The organism is Gammaproteobacteria bacterium (genome assembly GCA_014075255.1).
In the GTDB taxonomy this organism is placed as follows: domain Bacteria; phylum Pseudomonadota; class Gammaproteobacteria; order UBA4575; family UBA4575; genus JABDMD01.
Window position 1 is genome coordinate 778,843 of record CP046178.1, and the last position, 18,940, is coordinate 797,782.

General features: G+C 41.1%; 17 protein-coding genes. 5 read left to right on the plus strand and 12 right to left on the minus strand.

Translation table 11 applies throughout. From position 1 onward, the window contains the following. Positions 1–13: 13 nt before the first annotated feature. The 10 genes from GKR92_03995 to fabD all read right to left on the minus strand — a co-directional run bounded on the left by GKR92_03995 (position 14) and on the right by fabD (position 10,427). Entirely contained in the window at positions 14–2,857 is a 2,844-nt protein-coding gene (locus GKR92_03995) for a 2-oxoglutarate dehydrogenase E1 component (protein QMU60900.1), read from the minus strand. A gap of 78 nt (positions 2,858–2,935) precedes the next feature. Beyond that, positions 2,936–3,280, minus strand: a complete 345-nt coding sequence (locus GKR92_04000) for a pilus assembly protein PilZ (GenBank protein ID QMU60901.1) — start codon at positions 3,278–3,280, stop codon at positions 2,936–2,938. A 24-nt stretch (positions 3,281–3,304) separates the two neighbouring features. After that, a complete protein-coding gene (holB, locus tag GKR92_04005; protein ID QMU60902.1) occupies positions 3,305–4,342 on the minus strand; it encodes a DNA polymerase III subunit delta' in 1,038 nt (345 codons plus the stop codon). After that, positions 4,335–4,970, minus strand: coding sequence for a dTMP kinase (locus tag GKR92_04010; GenBank protein QMU62706.1), 636 nt, complete (start codon positions 4,968–4,970; stop codon positions 4,335–4,337). Before GKR92_04010 ends, holB begins: the two co-directional genes overlap by 8 nt. 44 nt (positions 4,971–5,014) lie before the next feature. Beyond that, positions 5,015–6,046: an endolytic transglycosylase MltG gene (mltG, locus tag GKR92_04015; protein ID QMU60903.1), complete on the minus strand. Its 1,032-nt coding sequence runs from the start codon at positions 6,044–6,046 to the stop codon at positions 5,015–5,017. Between the two features lie 10 nt (positions 6,047–6,056). Continuing rightward, entirely contained in the window at positions 6,057–6,872 is an 816-nt protein-coding gene (gene pabC, locus GKR92_04020; protein QMU60904.1) for an aminodeoxychorismate lyase, read from the minus strand. Between the two features lie 57 nt (positions 6,873–6,929). After that, positions 6,930–8,171 carry a beta-ketoacyl-ACP synthase II gene (gene fabF / locus GKR92_04025; GenBank protein ID QMU60905.1) on the minus strand — a complete coding sequence of 414 codons (1,242 nt, stop codon included), beginning with the start codon at positions 8,169–8,171 and terminating at the stop codon, positions 6,930–6,932. A gap of 92 nt (positions 8,172–8,263) precedes the next feature. Further along, positions 8,264–8,497: an acyl carrier protein gene (gene acpP, locus GKR92_04030; GenBank protein ID QMU60906.1), complete on the minus strand. Its 234-nt coding sequence runs from the start codon at positions 8,495–8,497 to the stop codon at positions 8,264–8,266. A gap of 221 nt (positions 8,498–8,718) precedes the next feature. Beyond that, positions 8,719–9,453, minus strand: coding sequence for a 3-oxoacyl-ACP reductase FabG (gene fabG / locus GKR92_04035; protein QMU60907.1), 735 nt, complete (start codon positions 9,451–9,453; stop codon positions 8,719–8,721). Positions 9,454–9,491: 38 nt separating this feature from the next. Then, positions 9,492–10,427, minus strand: a complete 936-nt coding sequence (fabD, locus tag GKR92_04040; protein QMU60908.1) for an ACP S-malonyltransferase — start codon at positions 10,425–10,427, stop codon at positions 9,492–9,494. Positions 10,428–10,561: 134 nt separating this feature from the next. On the opposite strand from fabD, the gene infA reads away from it, so the two are divergent. Further along, positions 10,562–10,780: a translation initiation factor IF-1 gene (infA, locus tag GKR92_04045; GenBank protein QMU60909.1), complete on the plus strand. Its 219-nt coding sequence runs from the start codon at positions 10,562–10,564 to the stop codon at positions 10,778–10,780. 23 nt (positions 10,781–10,803) lie between these two features. Here the strand turns inward: infA and clpA are convergent, their stop codons facing one another. Continuing rightward, positions 10,804–13,080, minus strand: coding sequence for an ATP-dependent Clp protease ATP-binding subunit ClpA (gene clpA / locus GKR92_04050; GenBank protein QMU60910.1), 2,277 nt, complete (start codon positions 13,078–13,080; stop codon positions 10,804–10,806). A 25-nt stretch (positions 13,081–13,105) separates the two neighbouring features. After that, the gene (clpS, locus tag GKR92_04055; GenBank protein ID QMU60911.1) at positions 13,106–13,426 is read right to left on the minus strand and encodes an ATP-dependent Clp protease adapter ClpS; all 321 of its coding nucleotides are present in this window, start codon (positions 13,424–13,426) and stop codon (positions 13,106–13,108) included. A 292-nt stretch (positions 13,427–13,718) separates the two neighbouring features. On the opposite strand from clpS, the gene GKR92_04060 reads away from it, so the two are divergent. From GKR92_04060 to GKR92_04075, 4 genes are all read left to right on the plus strand, one after another. Continuing rightward, positions 13,719–14,177 carry an NUDIX domain-containing protein gene (locus GKR92_04060; protein QMU60912.1) on the plus strand — a complete coding sequence of 153 codons (459 nt, stop codon included), beginning with the start codon at positions 13,719–13,721 and terminating at the stop codon, positions 14,175–14,177. A gap of 30 nt (positions 14,178–14,207) precedes the next feature. Further along, the gene (gene mnmA / locus GKR92_04065) at positions 14,208–15,293 is read left to right on the plus strand and encodes a tRNA 2-thiouridine(34) synthase MnmA (protein ID QMU60913.1); all 1,086 of its coding nucleotides are present in this window, start codon (positions 14,208–14,210) and stop codon (positions 15,291–15,293) included. Then, positions 15,262–15,933 (plus strand): high frequency lysogenization protein HflD, encoded by a 672-nt coding sequence (gene hflD, locus GKR92_04070; GenBank protein ID QMU60914.1) that lies wholly within the window; start codon positions 15,262–15,264, stop codon positions 15,931–15,933. The genes mnmA and hflD overlap by 32 nt, the downstream gene beginning before the upstream one ends. A gap of 159 nt (positions 15,934–16,092) precedes the next feature. After that, positions 16,093–18,903, plus strand: coding sequence for a bifunctional aconitate hydratase 2/2-methylisocitrate dehydratase (locus GKR92_04075; GenBank protein QMU60915.1), 2,811 nt, complete (start codon positions 16,093–16,095; stop codon positions 18,901–18,903). Positions 18,904–18,940 lie beyond the last annotated feature (37 nt).

The window sequence follows — 18,940 nt, forward strand, 5'->3', positions numbered from 1 at the left end:
TACAGTTAACAACTTATACGACTCTCAATGGTGGCCGGGACACTTGCTCTCGTAAGCCTAACGCATCTTCTATTAATGCTTGTTGTTGCTCTCTGTGAATATGTAAAGAACCCGATGCAGGTGATGCTGAATAGGTCCTTCCGGCATATCTCAAATTTTGATTCTCGTGCAAGCATACCTTTATGTTACGCCTTGAATGCATAAAGAACCATGCGCCTTGGTTGCGTGGTTCTTCCTGGCACCAAACAATTTCATGCGCACCTGAATACTTATTAGCTATTTGCTTAACTTCTTCATGTGGAAAAGGATATAACTGCTCTATTCGCACAATGGCAGTATTAGTAATTTTATGTTCACGTCGTGCTTTAGCCAATTCATAATATAGTTTTCCTGCACAGAAGATTATTTTTTTCACTTCTGCAGCATTTATTTGCTCTACTTCGTCCAATACAGGATTAAACCCACCCTCAGTGAATTCATGTAGTTCAGATGAAGCTACTGGATCTCGTAAAATATTTTTTGGCGTCATAACAATCAGTGGTTTTCTATACGGACGCAGCATTTGTCTTCGCAACATATGAAAAACCTGTGAAGGAGAACTTGGCATGCACACTTGCATATTATCTTCGGCGCATAGCTGTAAATAGCGCTCAAGTCTTGCAGAAGAGTGCTCTGGCCCTTGACCATCAAACCCATGTGGTAACAACATTACCAGACCGCAATAACGCTGCCATTTTGCCTCAGAAGAACTTAAAAACTGGTCCACATACATTTGCGCATTATTAGCGAAATCGCCAAACTGAGCTTCCCAAATAACCAAAGTTTGTGGTTCTGCAGTGCTATAGCCCACTTCGTAGCCCAATACAGCTTCTTCTGACAATAAGGAATTAATTGGCAAAAATAGCGGTTGATCTTTTTTGATATGTTGAAGTGGCACATGAATCTCACCGTTTACCTGATCATGAAAACCAGCATGCCGATGAAAAAAGGTTCCACGCACACAATCTTGTCCAGAAATGCGTACACCATAGCCTTCATCAAGTAATGACGCATAGGCCAGGGTTTCTCCAAACCCCCAGTCAGCATTCATTTCACCATTACCCATTTTTAAGCGCGCATCGACAATTTTCTGCACTATACGGTGTAAATTAAAGCCTTTAGGTACTTTAGTGAATTTTTGTGTAAGACTTTTTACTTGATCAACACTGAGTTTTGTACTTGCCTTATCCCGCCAATGCGTTCCGATATAAAGTTTATAATCTACAATAAATTTACGATTAACATTCTTTGCAATGGGGCCACAAACTTGTTCGCCTCTTTGTAATTTATTTAAATACATTGTTTCAAGCGCTTTAACACGTGCAGGCGTAATGGTTTTGTTGCGAATGAGTCGATTTGAATATACTTTTCGCACACCTTCTTTATGACGAATTGCCTGATACATTAGTGGCTGAGTAACAGATGGCTCATCTGCTTCATTGTGACCGTGCTGGCGATAACAGATCATATCGATTACCACATCACGTTTAAATTTCATTCTGAAATCTACTGCTAGCTTTGAAACGTAGGCGACAGCTTCTGGATCATCACCGTTTACATGAAAAATAGGTGCTTGCACCATCTTTGCCACATCGGTGCAATATAAAGTTGAACGAGAATCCAATGGATCACTGGTAGTAAAGCCAATTTGGTTATTCACTACAACATGTATGCTACCACCTGTAGTATACCCACGCGTCTTAGAAAGATTCAGCGTTTCCATTACAACGCCTTGACCTGCAAATGCAGCATCGCCATGAATTAACAACGGCATGGCATCTACACGCTCAGTGTCCTTGCGTCTTTCTTGACGCGCCCGAACTGAGCCTTCAACCACTGGGTTAATAGCTTCTAAATGAGACGGATTAAAAGCTAATACAGCATGCACTGGCCCATATTCTGTTTTTAAATTAGCTGAGAAACCTTTGTGATATTTGACATCACCAGAACCACTAACAGGATCTAGCGTGTCTTCAAATTCTTGGAATAACTTTTCTGGACTTTTGCCTAATATATTTACTAATACATTGAGTCGACCTCGATGCGCCATGCCCATAATAATTTCGCTTACTTTATGAAACCCACAGCGCCTAATGATCTCATCTACAATAACAATTAAGCTCAAACCACCTTCTAGCGAGAAACGCTTCTGCCCTACATATTTGTTATGCAGATAAGTTTCCAAGGATTTTGCTGCAATTAACATCTCTAAAATGGTGCGTTTACGTTTAGCTGAAAACCCTGAAGACAAATAAAACTGCTCTAAACGATGTTGTATCCATTCTTTTTGTTCTGAAGAGGTAATGTGCTTAAATTCAGAACCGATAGTTCCGCAATAGGTAACCGAAAGCATATTGATGATTTCGCGTAACGGTGCTTTTTTAATGCCGCCCAATGAACCCGTTTCAAACACGGTTTCCATATCGGCGTGAGCTAATCCATGAAATTCTGGGCTTAGCTCCGGAATATCTGCACGGACACTGGCACCTAGCGGATCTATATCGGCTTGACGATGACCTAAATAACGGTAGGCACTGATTAATCGAATGACACCAACTTGTTTTCGATTATTTGATCTGGAAGTGTTTTGTGGAGCTTCAGAAGTTTTTTGATGCGCAGTTTCACGCAAGTTTGCCCTAACGCTTGAATGGGTAATATTGGTAACAGAGGCTGGCTCAAGTTTACCAAAGACTTCGCGCCAATATTCTGACACTGAATTTGCATCGGTTACATAATCTTCGTAAAGGGCTTCAACATACGCAATATTATTACTATTTAATTGCCCACCAGTAAGCTTTAAAAGTGCGTCTTTATCCATGTGTATTAATAGATGAGTCTTACGTCTCTAGACAACTCTATGAGATAACAATTCCAAAACATGCGCAATCCTACGCAACTACATTGTATGGGTAGGTCGATCCGCCTGAAGCGCACCAGCAAGTAGGCCTTCAATCTTATTTCGGGTCTGACCATTATCCTGGTTACTAAATTGAACTCCGATTCCTGCAGTACGATTACCTTGAGCGTTAGGAGGTGTAATCCACACAACATTACCGGCGACAGGAAGTCGCTCAGTGTCTTCCATTAAGGTAAGCAACATGAATACTTCATCATCCAGCTTATATGCCTTATTGGTGGGAATAAATAGGCCACCATTTTTAATAAATGGGATGTACGCCGCGTACAAAGAGCCTTTGTCTTTGATTGCTAGCGATAGTATGCCTCTGCTGCCTTCTGCCATAATAAATCTTATATATTTTCTGCTTTATACCGGATGTTCTAGCATTTCCTGACATCGAATGAGCATGTCTTCGATGAACAATCTCTTATTGAGTGGTGCGCTAGAAAATCTACGCAATTCAATAAGTTTGTCCATAAAGTTGAATAACGAATGTAAGTCTACTCGGCCCTCTAGACTATGCAAGCTCCGACGAATGTCCGGATTTTCAAGGGTCACCGGCTCTTTCTCATAATGGCATCGAATCAGATCTGCACACCAAGCTTGCTGCCAGCACACTAACCTCTCTAACGGCTCATCCTGGTGTTTCGCTGAGACCTTGCTTACATGGGTCTTGCCTGATAGAAAATGCCCCAAATCCTTGTAGTAGTCCGTCCTGTTTTCCCCTAACCCTGAACTGTATAGCTCAAGGGCTAATAAGGGCCTATTTCCAGCCACTTTAAGAAGCGCCTGCCAATGATCATGCGATTGTTGTTGTACTAACCAATTTAGACTCTGCTTCTCATCTGGAAGTTTAAATTTCCATGTCTGACAGCGGCTTTTAAGGGTCGGTAGCAATGTATCAGCTCGGTGACTAATCAGAAACAAAATAGAATTTTGCGGTGGTTCTTCAAGAGTTTTCAACAATGCATTGGCAGCATTTATATTCATGGTTTCTGCATAGTTAATGCAGACAATTTTATACGCACCCTGTTGACGACTTAACGTCATGAATTGATTGATATCCCGTATATCATCAACCTTTACTTGTTCTATTTTATTTTGTGACTTTTTATCTTGACCGGTGTCTTCGTCAACATTAATCATACGAATGTCAGGATGAGTTCTAACAGTAAATAGATGGCAATCTTTGCATTCACCACAAGCATGATCATCTAAGGTTGGATTAGTACAGTTTAGTCGCTGGATAAATGCCAAACAAAACTCTAACTTACCTATCGACTCAGGTCCGGATAACAATACCGCATGTGTAAGCCTATTATCTTTTAAATAACGAGAGGCTTGATGCCAGATATCAGTTTGCCATGGGAATATCATACGCACATCAACCTTTTTACTAGGCAATCAATCCCGCAAAACGTTGTTTCATAACAGCTTGAATAGCTAATGCTGTCTCATTAATTGTTTGATCAGCATCCACTACAGAAAATCTCTCAGGATTAGTCTTTGCAAATTTTAAATAACTATTCCGCACACGTTCGAAAAATTCGCGTTTTTCCAATTCGAAACGATCTTTTTCTCCACGTTGAGACACTCTTTGCATACCTCCTTGAATATCGCCTGATAACAGTACCGTCAAATCAGGCCGAAATTGCTCCTGCACTGTGGATTCTATATTTTTGATTGCAGAAAAAGCTACACCTCGCCCTCCACCTTGGTATGCATAGCTAGCATCTGTAAAACGATCGCATAACACCCACGTGTTGTTTTTTAACGCAGGATAAATTATTTCTTTAAGATGTTGAGCACGCGCAGCAAACATCAATAACAACTCTGCCATTGGGTCTATGTCAGTGCCATCATTATTAAGAAGTAATTCTCGTACACGTTCGCCAAGTGTAGTGCCTCCTGGTTCACGCGTGACTAGACAGGCTATATTTTTAGTCTTTAAATATTTTTCTAAAAGCTGAATTTGCGTAGTTTTTCCAACGCCTTCTGTACCTTCGAAAGTAATAAACTTCGCTTGGTACATTTTCTCTGCATCATTGCCCATAATCGTTCTGAATATATAAACGCTTATTCGCTTTTATGATCAGCTTGATATTTATCTTTTTTCCCACCCAGTTGATATTTTATTACCGCTTCCCGATGCTCATCATATGTTTTTGAAAAATGGTGAGTGCCATCGCCTTTAGAAACAAAGAACAACACCTCAGTATCTGCAGGATGCAGTGCAGCGGCTATAGACGCACGACCCGGCAATGCAATAGGTGTAGGTGGCAAACCTTTATGCACATAGGTGTTGTATGGCGTATCTGCTTTTAAATCTTTACGCCGTATATTGCCATCATAAGCATCGCCCATACCATAGATAACCGTTGGATCAGTTTGCAAACGCATGCCACGTTTTAAGCGAGTTATAAATACAGCCGCAACAAGATTACGCTCATCATCAACACTGGTTTCTTTTTCAATAATAGACGCCAAGGTTAATGCCTCTTCAGCAGATTGCAGCGGAGTATCTTTGGGACGATTAGACCATTCTTCTTCCAATACTTTCTCCATATAGTCATGAGCACGTTGAAAAAACTCCACATTCGAAGTACCTGCCGGAAAATGATAGGTATCTGGATAAAACCAACCTTCTGGATGTTGGTTTAACTCTAACAATTCTAATAATTCATCTCGAGTAGCCGCCGTTTGCTTAATTTTTTCATGCTTATTAACTTCTTCCCAAAGCTGCTTAAACGTCCAACCCTCAATAACGGTTAAGCCAAACTGAATGGTTTCACCTTTGATAAGTTTATTAAGCAACTGCACAGGACTTAAGTTAGCTCTAAGTGTGTACTCACCTGCCTTAATTGAATTGCTTGCACCACTGAGCCGACCAAATATTTTCCATGGCAATTTTTCGGCCACTAAACCACGCTCGACCAACTGCTGAGTAATTTGTCGAAAATGCATTCCCGGCTCGATAACGAGCTGCACTTCTTTACCACTAGAAGACAATGGCTTATTGGCATAATCTTTAAAATAGATAGACAGCATCGTAACTACGATGGTCAATATAATGAACAGTGAACTAATGATACGTGTATAGGTTTTCACGCAAGATATCCTAGCTATTAAATACTGCTATAAGCTGGTTGATTATAGCGGTTTTGCTTAGCTTACGCTCACAATAACTTCGTACCGGCCAAATAGCATTTATACTGTTACATAAGAACATAGCTTGAATTTGGCTAATTTCAGATTGTTTGAAATCACGAACATCCACATTTACATTGTTTGCACGACAATATTCGATTACTTTTTTACGCATCACTCCAGCTACACCACGCCGATCTAAAGTAGGCGTAACAAGTGTATCGTTAATTTGGAAAAACACGTTGCTGGAAGTAGCTTCAATAACATTATCATCTTCATCGCATACTAAACCTTCTTGATAATCATCTTCCCACTCGCTACGCGCAAGTATCTGCTCAAGGCGATTCAAATGTTTGATTTGAGAAAGTTTACTTTGTTTAGATAAACGGAAATCGCATTGCGTAACCTTCACACCTTTTTCAGTAAAAGTTTCTGGATAATCAGGCCAAGGAAACTTTTGCACAATGCGGCTCAGCTCTTGTACCGTAGGCTTATACCCTCTTCCACCTACGCCACGAGTGATAATTATTTTGATCACACACTTTGAAGTAGACTCTAAATCAAGAACTTGTTGTACTTCTTTTTTAAGCAAAGAGAAATCTAAGCCTTGCAATCCGAGCGTCTTGCAACCTCGCAGAAGCCTATCTAGATGATCATCCCAGTATTGAAGTTCACCTTGCCTAACCGCGATGGTCTCAAATACGCCGTCACCATATAGCAAGCCTCGATCCATACTCGAGAGCTGATCGCCCTGGATGCCATTTATGATGACTTCAGGATTCTGCATTCTATTGTTTGCGTATTTGGATCATGTCGCGATGATCAAATACATTAATGAAGAGCGTTAAACTTTTTTCATCACAACGGTGCCATTAGTGCCACCGAAACCAAATGAATTAGAGAGCGCCACATTGATTTGCTTATCACGCGCTTCGTTTGGCACATAATCAAGATCACACTTAGGATCTGGTGTGTCGTAATTTATCGTTGGCGGCAATATACCGTGGTATAAACCAAGTATACTAAATACAGCTTCAACACCACCTGCAGCACCCAGCAAGTGGCCGGTCATAGATTTGGTCGAGCTTACTGCTAGTTTATTTGCATGCTTGCCATAGGTGCTTTTAATTCCTTGCGTTTCAGCTACATCACCCGCCGGTGTCGAGGTTCCATGTGCATTGATATAATCCACATCGCTTGCATTTACTCCAGCATCCGCTAATGCATTTTGCATGCATTTTGCACCGCCACTTCCACCTTCCGCTGGAGAAGTCATATGATACGCATCACTACTCATACCGTAACCAGCCAGTTCACAATAAATATTAGCTGAACGCGCTTTTGCAGTTTCGTATTCTTCTAATACGATAACACCTGCGCCGTCTCCTAGAACGAAACCATTTCGATCAAGGTCGAATGGGCGGCTTGCGCCTTCTGGATTATCGTTATGCGAAGAACAGAGTGCTCTTGCTGCTGCGAAACCACCAATTCCTAATGGGCAGGTTGCCATTTCTGCCCCGCCTGCAACCATAATGTCGGCATCACCATACATAATCATTCTTGCAGCATCACCGATATTATGTGTTCCTGTTGTACAAGCAGAAACAATTGAAATATTTGGACCACGGTAACCCTTCATAATAGATAAGTTACCTGAAACCATATTAATAATATTACTCGGCACAAAAAATGGTGAAATCTTTTTTGGGCCACCCTTAAGATAAGCTTCGTTACTTTTCTCAATGCCAGGCAAACCACCAATACCACTACCAATAGCCACACCAATACGATCAGCATTTTCCTCGGTTACTTCAAAACCCGAATCTTCTACAGCTTGAATGCCTGCACCAATTCCATAATGAATAAAAGGATCCATCTTACGCTGATCCTTTTTAGACAAATAATCATCAACAACAAAATCTCGAGTTTGCCCAGCAATTTGTACTGAAAATGCACTTGCATCAAAACAATCTATTTTAGAAATACCGCTTTTGCCAGCAGTGATATTTCCCCAAGCTTTTTCAATGGTTGATCCGACTGGGGACACAATCCCCAAACCGGTTACGACTACACGTCTACGAGACATAAAATTTACTTTGTATTAGATAACTAAAAAATGATTAAGCAGTTTGTTACCTATAGCAACAACACTACTTGATGAATAAATAAGCTTAATAGCTATTTATTATTATTAACGTAATCAATCGCTTCTTTTACTGTTGTAATTTTCTCAGCCGCTTCATCAGGAATCTCGCATTCGAATTCCTCTTCCAAAGCCATTACTAATTCAACAGTATCTAAAGAGTCTGCACCTAGATCGTCAACAAAAGATGCGTTTTCTTTAACTTCATCTTCACTAACACCTAATTGCTCAACAATGATCTTTTTAACTCTCTCTTCGTTTGTGCTCATAAAATTGCTTCCTTATTTGCAAAAAAATTCAGACCGTTCTAAATCGGCTCGCTATTGTATTGAAAAGGTGATCACCTTGCCATCATCATGAATACCACTAATCTGGCGTAAGACCAAATTAGTCTTAGTATGTTTTCAAGGCCTTAAAAGAATTTATTGATTAGATACAAAGATTTAGACGATATAGTTTAAGTGAATATATGTTTTTTATTTAACATATTCTAGGCCATATATAGGCCTCCATTAATATGCAGTGTCTCCCCTGTTATATACCCAGCGCTGTCAGAAACCAAAAATTTAACGGCTTCGGCTATATCTTTGACATTCCCCATCCGGCCTAAAGGGATTTTACCCATCAAAGCTTTTTGTTGATCCTCATTAAGGTCGTCAGTCATATCCGTTTCGATAAAGCCTGGTGCAATAGCATTTACAGTAATACCGCGAGAACCCACTTCTTGAGCCAGTGATTTTGAAAATCCGAAAATTCCGGCTTTTGCAGCTGCATAATTAGTTTGACCTGCATTTCCTGATGAACCCACCACAGAGGAAATATTTACGATACGCCCGGTTTTAGCTTTCATCATATCTCGCAAACAAGCTTTAGAAAGTCGATACATAGAAGATAAATTGGTATTAATAACATCATTCCATTCATCATTTTTCATACGCATCAGCAAATTATCCTTAGTGATACCCGCATTGTTAATCAATATTGTGGGTGCACTATACTTTTCTTTAATACTATCTAAGCATGACTTAATAGAGTCATCTTGCGTAACGTCAAGCACTAAGGCATACCCTGCATATCCTTTTGAATTCAATTCCTCTTGAATCTTTTTCACTCCATTTTCAGTAGTAGCAGTGCCAACAACAACATAACCATCTGCTGCTAATGTATGTAGAATTGCTTTTCCTATCCCTCGGCTAGCTCCGGTTACCAGTGCGACTTTATCCATAATTACTTAGATACCTGTTGTTGTATTCTTTCTGGCGCTTATCCTTGCACAATTTCTAGGGCTTGTTCCAAGCTTTTTATATCGTACACGCCATAGCATGGCACACTTTTGTCGATACGTTTACTAAGACCTGTAAGCACTTTACCTGGACCCAACTCTATAAAAGTCTGCACATCCTGAGAAACCATATGTTGAATCGTTTCTACCCAACGCACAGGATTGAATAACTGTCGATATAAGGCATCTTTAATATCTTGCTCACTTGCATGTGCTTGTACATCAGCATTGTGGATAACACTTACATCAGAAACGTTAAAGGTAATATCACTGAGATAGTCTCGCAACTTATTGGCAGCTGACTGCATTAAGCTGCTATGTGATGGCACACTTAGAGGCAGGATTACTGCGCGTTTAGCGCCTGCTTCTTTAGCTGCATCTATCGCTCTTGATACCGCTGCAGAGTCTCCAGCAATGACTACTTGACCAGGAGCATTAAAATTTACGGCTTCTACTACTTCACCTTGCGATACTTGTGAACAGACGTCGGCGAGTTTATCGTTATCTAGGCCTAACACTGCAGCCATTGCACCTTGTCCTACCGGTACAGCTTCTTGCATCACCTCACCACGGAAACGCGCCAGAGGTACTACCGATTCGAAATCCAGCACTCCTGCACACACCAAAGCGGAGTATTCGCCAAAACTGTGTCCGGCGACAAATTCTGCTGAGTTAGAAAACTGCTTAACCCAAATTCTCCAAACTGCGATACTTGCACACAACATTATAGGTTGTGTATTTTCAGTGCGATTAAGCTCCTCATCTGGCCCTGCAGACACCAATGACCACAAATCCTGCTGTAGGATCTCAGAACCCTGCTCAAAGGTTTGTTTAACTTCGGGATATACACCAGCCAACTCAGCTAGCATACCAATAGATTGGGAGCCCTGACCGGGAAACAAATATGCGTGACTCATTTAATAAAGCTTGTAATTAATAGACATTAGATGGGGTATTTTGAAACGCGATATTGTACTCATAAATCAAATCGCTTGTTTTATTTTTTTCTTCTCCCATAATGTGCGACTTCTTATATATGCGTAGGAGCTGTATGGCTAAGGAAGACCAAATTGAAATGGAGGGTACTGTAATGGAAACCCTGCCAAACACCATGTTTCGAGTAGAGCTTGAAAATGGTCACACCATAACGGCCCATATTTCTGGGCGTATGCGTAAACACTATATTAAGATTTTGACCGGTGACAAGGTTACAGTTGAAATGACACCTTATGACTTATCTAAAGGAAGAATTACGTTCCGAGGGAAATGAGTAACCATGAAAATTATAAGAATTTAAGTTGTTACTACTTCAAGATACTCAATTTCAAGCACACTCTTTGACTCGTTCTCATCACTAGCACGTACTACTACCTTGCCACCGTTTTCTAAGCAGCCAAACAATATTTCTTCGGCTAGCGGCTTCTTGATGTGCTCTTGGATAACGCGCTCCATTGGCCGCGCGCCCATTTTGACATCATAACCTCGTTCTGCAATCCACTCTTTTGCGGAAGCTTCAATTTGAATTTCAATTTTCTTAGACTCTAATTGCGCTTCTAGTTGAGAAATAAACTTATCAACCACATGCATAATGGTTTTCTGATTAAGCGGTGAGAATTGAATAATTGCATCCATTCTATTTCTAAACTCAGGCGTAAACGTACGTTTAATAATTTCTGTGCCATCTGACTGATTGTCTTGTGTAGTAAAGCCAACACTAGTGCGGCTCATTTCAGAAGCACCTGCATTTGTTGTCATCACTAAAATCACATTGCGGAAATCAACTTTTCTGCCATTGGTGTCGGTCAACGTACCGTGATCCATAATTTGTAGTAACAAATTGAACACATCAGGATGTGCTTTCTCTATTTCGTCTAATAATAAAACACAGTGCGGTGCTTTTAATACCGCATCGGTTAACAACCCGCCCTGATCAAACCCTACGTAACCTGGTGGCGCACCAATTAAACGCGAAACCGTATGACGCTCCATATACTCCGACATGTCAAAGCGTAATAGCTCAATGCCAAGTACCATCGATAGCTGTCGGGTAACTTCGGTCTTGCCAACGCCTGTTGGACCAGCAAATAAGAATGAACCAATTGGTTTTTCTTCATTACCAATTCCGGAACGTGACATTTTAATTGCAGTAGACAAAGTGCCAATTGCATCGTCTTGACCAAATACTACTAATTTCAAATCTCGCTCTAAATTCTTCAACACCGTTGTGTCATTAGAACTAACGTGTTTCGGCGGTATGCGGGCAATCTTAGATACCACATCTTCTATTTGTTTAATTGAAATAGTCTTCTTACGTGATGATTTAGGCTTAAGATTCATATTAGCCCCTGCCTCATCAATGACATCTATTGCTTTATCGGGCATGAACCGGTCATTTATGTACTTATCCGCAAGCTCTGCAGCAGTTTTTAATGCTTTATCAGAGTATTTAACGCCATGATGCTCCTCGAAGCGACTACGCAGTCCTTTGAGGATTTGGAAAGTCTCATCAACCGTTGGCTCATCCACGTCAATATTTTGAAATCTTCTCGCTAAGGCACGATCTTTTTCAAATACGCCACGAAACTCTTGATACGTAGTAGAACCGATACATTTAAGTTCACCAGAACTTAACATTGGTTTAATTAAGTTTGAGGCATCCATCACGCCACCCGACGCAGAACCTGCACCAATTACAGTATGTATTTCATCAATAAAAAGGATCGCTCCCTCTTCTTCTTTTAACTGATGCAACACGCCTTTAAGACGCTTTTCAAAATCGCCACGATATTTAGTGCCTGCTACTAAACCACCTAGATCTAACGCATAGATCGTGCTGTCTTGTAAGATTTCAGGAACCTGTTTTTCTACAATTCTCTTAGCTAAGCCCTCTGCAATTGCAGTCTTGCCCACACCTGCTTCACCCACCAACAGTGGGTTATTTTTGCGGCGGCGACATAGAATTTGCACCACACGCTCAATTTCGTTGTCACGACCTATTAGAGGATCTATCTTTCCCTCCATTGCGCGCGCATTCAAATTTGTCGCAAAGCGCTCTAGAGGCTTTGGTGCGGGTGCATCACCGTTTAAATCTACCTCAGGATCACCGGTTAGCTCACTCTCGTGCTCCATCGGTACTTTTGAAATTCCGTGAGCAATAAAATTAACCACATCTAAACGTGCAACATCATGTTGCCCCAACAAATATACTGCATGAGATTCTTGTTCGCCGAATATAGCGACTAAAACATTAGCACCCGATACTTCAGCTTCTTTTTTTCCAGAAGATTGCACATGGAATACAGCGCGCTGTAACACTCGTTGAAAACCTAAAGTAGGCTGTGTATCGCGATCATCATCCTCAGGTAACACGGGAGTATTGTCACCGATAAACTCTGTAAGCTCGGCTGCAAGTTTAGTTAAGTTGGCCCCACATGCACGTAACACATCGGCTGCAGCAGGATTTTGCGTGAGCGCAAGCAATAAGTGTTCTACGGTCATGAATTCATGCCGCTTTTCTCGCGCCTCTTTAAAGGCAACGTTGAGAGTAAATTCCAGCTCTTTATTTAGCATAAGTACCTGTCTTTAATACTTCTACTTAAGCCTCTTCCATGGCGCAAAGTAATGGGTGGTTATTCATTCGTGCATAGTCATTAACTTGGGCTACTCTTGTCTCCGCCACATCGCGTGTAAACACACCACATACGCCTTTACCTCGTGTATGAACGTGCAACATGATGCGGGTAGCTTTTTCACGATTCATCTTAAAAAAGTTCTCTAGAATATGTACCACAAATTCCATAGGAGTGTAATCATCATTCAATATAACAACTTTGTACATCGGCGGTTGTTTGATCTTAGGCTTCGCCTCTTGGACAGCCAACTCATCATCGTGGCGAATTTCTTCTTGATCAGACATACTCGATAGGTAAAGCTATTAGATTAATATTATATACAGCACTATATTGCAGCCTAGTTACAATATCTAAAACGCACCATTTGGCCTACTGAAGGATACTGTGTATTACAGAGTAAGATGGAGGTAAACAGAGTGAGTTTCAAGTCTTTTCAATAATATTAATTAACTATTAAACTCAAATCATTGAATTATATAATAATAATTAGTATTTACTTATTTAATTGCGTGTAGTCCTTATTGAATTTTACATATTTGCTTCGTACGTTAGCTACTTAAAAAAACACAAAAACTTATGAAATGGGAACCTCATATAACCGTTGCAGCCGTAATTGAACGTGAAGAAAAATTCCTATTGGTGGAAGAAATGGTCGAAGGTACTCCGGTACTCAATCAACCCGCCGGTCATTGGGAGTCAGGTGAAACGCTCATAGAAGCCGCAAAACGGGAAACTCTTGAAGAAACCGGTTGGGAATTTTACCCGACCGCCCTAGTCGGCATCTATCAGTGGCAACATCCACGCAAAGATGAAACCTTTTTACGATTTACATTCTGCGGAGATTGCAGCAAACAACAAGTTTCTACTGAACTTGACGACGGTATTTTGAATGCTAACTGGCATCATAAAGATGAAATCCTTGCATTGCCCGAGACCAGAATTAGAAGCACGTTAGTTACTGAAAGTTTAAAGGACTACTTAACTGGCAAACGCCAAAACTTGAACATGATGCGTAGCATTCACCAACATTGGTAGTTTCTCTAATTTCAAACATAGCTTTCATTCATGACAAATAAGATTATTGTCGGCATGTCAGGTGGTGTAGATTCATCCGTTTCAGCGCATCTTTTACAGAAACAAGACCTTAAGGTCGAAGGCTTGTTTATGAAAAACTGGGAAGAAGACGACGACGAAGAATACTGTTCCGCATCAGTTGACTTAGCAGATGCCCAAAATATTTGCGACCAAATTGGCATACCTTTGCATACCGTCAACTTCTCAAGTGAGTATTGGGATCGTGTATTCGAATATTTTTTAACTGAATATAAAGCTGGCCGCACCCCTAATCCAGACATCATCTGCAATAAAGAAATTAAATTTCGCGCATTCTTAGATCATGCGCTTAATTTAGATGCGGATTACATTGCCACCGGGCACTATGCAAACTGCGATATCTCAGAATCCGAAGCATTGCTATTTAAAGGTTTAGATTCAAACAAAGATCAAAGCTATTTCTTACATACCTTGGATCAACAACAGCTATCAAAAACGCTTTTCCCAATAGGTAAGTTAGAAAAATCTGAAGTGCGTAGTATCGCCAAACAGAATGGCTTAGATACCTATGACAAAAAAGATAGTACTGGAATATGTTTTATTGGCGAACGTAAATTTAGAGATTTTTTGAAAAATTATATTCCTGCCCAACACGGTGAAATAAGGACATTAGACGACAAAGTAATTGGTAAACACGAAGGCGTTATGTTTTACACCATAGGCCAACGCCAAGGCTTAGGTATAGGCGGTCAACGTGAGCATTCAGAAGAACCTTGGTATGTTACTGAAAAAAATATTGACGCTAACTACCTTTATGTTGTGCAAGGACGAGAACATAAATCTTTATATCACTCCAAACTGCTAACTCAAGAATTTCATTGGATTGCAGGTAAGCCGCCTGCTTCTTTAGATAACTTAAAAGCCAAAACTCGATACCGTCAAAGCGATCAAGCCTGCTCTATCCAACAAGCTAGCGATACTGGTTATGAGATTACTTTCACTGAACCACAATGGGCCATCACTCCTGGTCAAAGTGTTGTGCTATATCAAGACGATAATTGTCTAGGTGGTGCTATTATTGAAAAGCGTTTTAATTAAACAGGTTGTAAGTTACGTGTTCACTATATCTAAAGATCAAACCATAGCACTTGCTGGCTTATATCAGTCTTTAGCACTAGTGCAGACTATAGCTTGGGAGGGTAATACTAATCATTCCTGCATGGTTCCAACCATTGAAAGCATATTAAAACTAGATGCTAATGAATACATAGATGTATATGGCTCAATCGATAATCTTCAGCTTGGCATTCAGACACTAAAAACCGCACTACAAAATAAAAGCGAGAAACATGCTATTGAACGGACACGCTATGCAATTAATCTTATGTACCTTGCTTCTAAATTCGCAGTAAATCCAAAAGCAGTTTCTTCTCTTGGTAGCCAGATTGAACGCATCAGCAATCAATACGATTCGATAGATGATAATTTAGATGATATCACTGAAGACCTAGGAGGGCTTTACCGAGAGCATATTAGTCCACTGGGGCCTAAAGTAATCATTGAGGGTGATCCGGTGTATTTAAAGATGGACCAAAATGCCAGCAAAATTCGTGCATTGCTCTTAGCAGGAGTTCGAGCAGTCGTACTATGGAAACAAGCTAATGGTAAGCGCTGGACCTTATTGCTAGGACGAAAATCACTTATGGATAATTTATTAGTCCTGGAACAAGCTATTTAGCGCTAATTAACACTTATTCCCACCTCTATTTACCACTTACAGGCAGTTATTCTGAAAGCGAATTTGTCCGACAATCACACTCCCTTGGGACGCGAAATTAGATAAAATACTCGTCATTCTTCGCTTCCAACCTGCACGATAGAGAGGTTTTATAACTAAATGAGTTTGTATGCTGATTATTTGAAAGAAATTGAGCTTCGAGAAAAGGAGCTTGGTTTACACCCTAAGCCAATCGATAGCGCTGATTTACTGGCAGAGATTATTGAACAGATTAAAGATCCTGCCCACGAACATCGTGCAGACTCGCTCAAGTATTTTATTTATAACACATTACCGGGCACCACCAGTGCGGCCGGTGTGAAAGCAAAATTTCTCAAGCAAATCATCCTGGGTGAAGAATCTGTCGAAGAAATAACGCCTGATTTTGCCTTCGAACTGCTATCGCACATGAAGGGTGGACCTTCGGTTGAAGTGTTGCTTGATCTCGCCCTCGACGATAACAATGACGTAGCGGAACCTGCCGTAGCGGTGTTAAAGACACAGGTATTTCTTTATGAAGCCGATACCGAACGACTCGAAAATGCATACAAAGCTGGTAATACACGCGTAAAAGAGCTTCTTGAAAGCTATGCCAATGCAGAGTTCTTTACTCAGCTGCCCGAGATCGATGAAGAAATTCAGGTCGTAACTTATGTTGCTGGTGTGGGTGACATCTCTACAGATTTACTCTCGCCAGGACACCAAGCACACTCTCGCTCGGATCGTGAACTGCATGGCCAGTGCATGATCACACCCGAGGCGCAACAGGAAATTGTCGACTTACAAAAACAGCACTCTGATAAAAGAGTGATGCTCATCGCCGAGAAAGGAACGATGGGTGTAGGATCGTCGCGCATGTCTGGTGTTAACAACGTGGCTCTTTGGGCCGGCACACCCGCTAGTCCATATGTACCCTTTGTTAACATTGCACCTGCTGTTGCAGGCACGAATGGGATTTCACCGATCTTTTTAACTACTGTCGATGTGACCGGTGGCATTGGTCTTGACCTCCAAAACTGGGTTAGAAAAGTCGACGCTGACGGAAATTCTGTTCTCGATGAAAACGGAGAACCCATTCTTGAACAAACCTTCTCGGTGGATACTGGTACGGTTTTAACCATTAACACAAAAGAGAAGAAGCTCTACAAAGATGGCAAAGAAGTGGTTGATGTTGCCAAAGCATTTACACCACAGAAAGTAGAATTTATGAAAGCCGGTGGCTCGTATGCAATTGTATTCGGCAAGAAGCTGCAAAACTTCGCTGCTAAAACACTTGGCGTTGAAGCAACATCGGTATTTGCGCCATCAAAAGAAATTTCAAACGAAGGTCAAGGCCTCACTGCGGTAGAAAAAATATTTAATCGCAATGCAGTTGGCGTTACCTCAACAAATAACTTGCATGCAGGCTCAGATGTACGCGTTAAGGTAAACATTGTGGGTTCACAAGATACCACCGGCTTAATGACCTCGCAGGAACTTGAAGCCATGGCTGCAACGGTGATCTCACAAAGCGTTGACGGTGCCTATCAATCCGGTTGTCACACTGCTTCAGTATGGGATGAGAAAGCGCAAACGAATATTCCAAAACTGATGAAATTTATGAACGACTTTGGTCTGGTCACAGCACGTGATCCTAAAGGTGTCTACCATGCAATGACAGATGTGATTCATAAAGTACTTAACGATATTACAATAGACGACCGCGCCATTATCATAGGTGGTGATTCACACACACGCATGTCAAAAGGCGTTGCGTTCGGCGCTGACTCTGGCACCGTTGCATTAGCGTTAGCTACTGGTGAAGCAACCATGCCAATTCCTGACTCCGTTAAAGTAACCTTCAAAGGTGAAATGAAAAGTTACATGGACTTTCGCGATATTGTGCATGCAACACAGTTGCAAATGCTTGAAGAATTTAACGGCGAAAATGTATTCCAAAGTCGTGTGATTGAAGTTCATATCGGCACCCTTCTTGCGGATCAGGCTTTCACCTTTACCGATTGGACCGCAGAAATGAAAGCCAAGGCATCAATTTGTATTTCTGAGGACGAAACATTAATTGAGTCGCTGGAAATCGCAAAGAGTCGCATACAAGTTATGATCGACAAAGGCATGGAAAACCCAGCGAAAACTCTGACGGGTTTAATTAATCTAGCCGACCAGCGTATTGAAGGAATTAAATCTGGCAAACAGCCTGCTTTAACGCCTGACAACAATGCCAAGTACTATGCAGAAGTCGTCATCGACCTGGATAAAATTGACGAGCCGATGATAGCCGACCCTGATATAGAAAACAGTGATATCTCCAAACGTTATACGCATGATGTCATCCGCCCACTCTCTTTCTATAAAGACAAGCCAGTTGACTTAGGTTTTGTTGGTTCTTGCATGATTCATAAAGGCGATATGCAAATCATCGCGCAAATGTTACGTAACATAGAAAAGCAACAAGGCAAGGTAGAATATAATGCGCCACTTGTGGTTGCCCCACCGACGTACAATATTGTTGATGAACTCAAGGCTGAAGGCGATTGGGAAGTTTTACAAAAATATTCTGGCTTTGTTTTTGACGACGATAACCCCAAAGCTGACGCACGCACCAAGTATGATAATGTTCTATACCTGGAGCGCCCTGGCTGTAACCTGTGTATGGGTAATCAGGAAAAAGCAGAACCAGGTGATACCGTTCTTGCTACATCAACACGACTTTTCCAGGGTCGTGTAGTGGGTGATGCTAAAGACAAAAAAGGCGAATCATTATTAGCTTCAACACCACTTGTAGTGCTATCAACCATACTCGGCCGCTTCCCAACGCTTGAAGAGTATAAAGATGCAGTAACGGGAATAAAGCTGACTGATTTCGAGCCACCCAAAAAAGAACTCAGTAGTGAGCCATCCGTTCAACCTATCAAAAGAATGGTTATCGGCTAAAAGTGAGCACATGGATGTGCGAATAAGAGTCGCATCT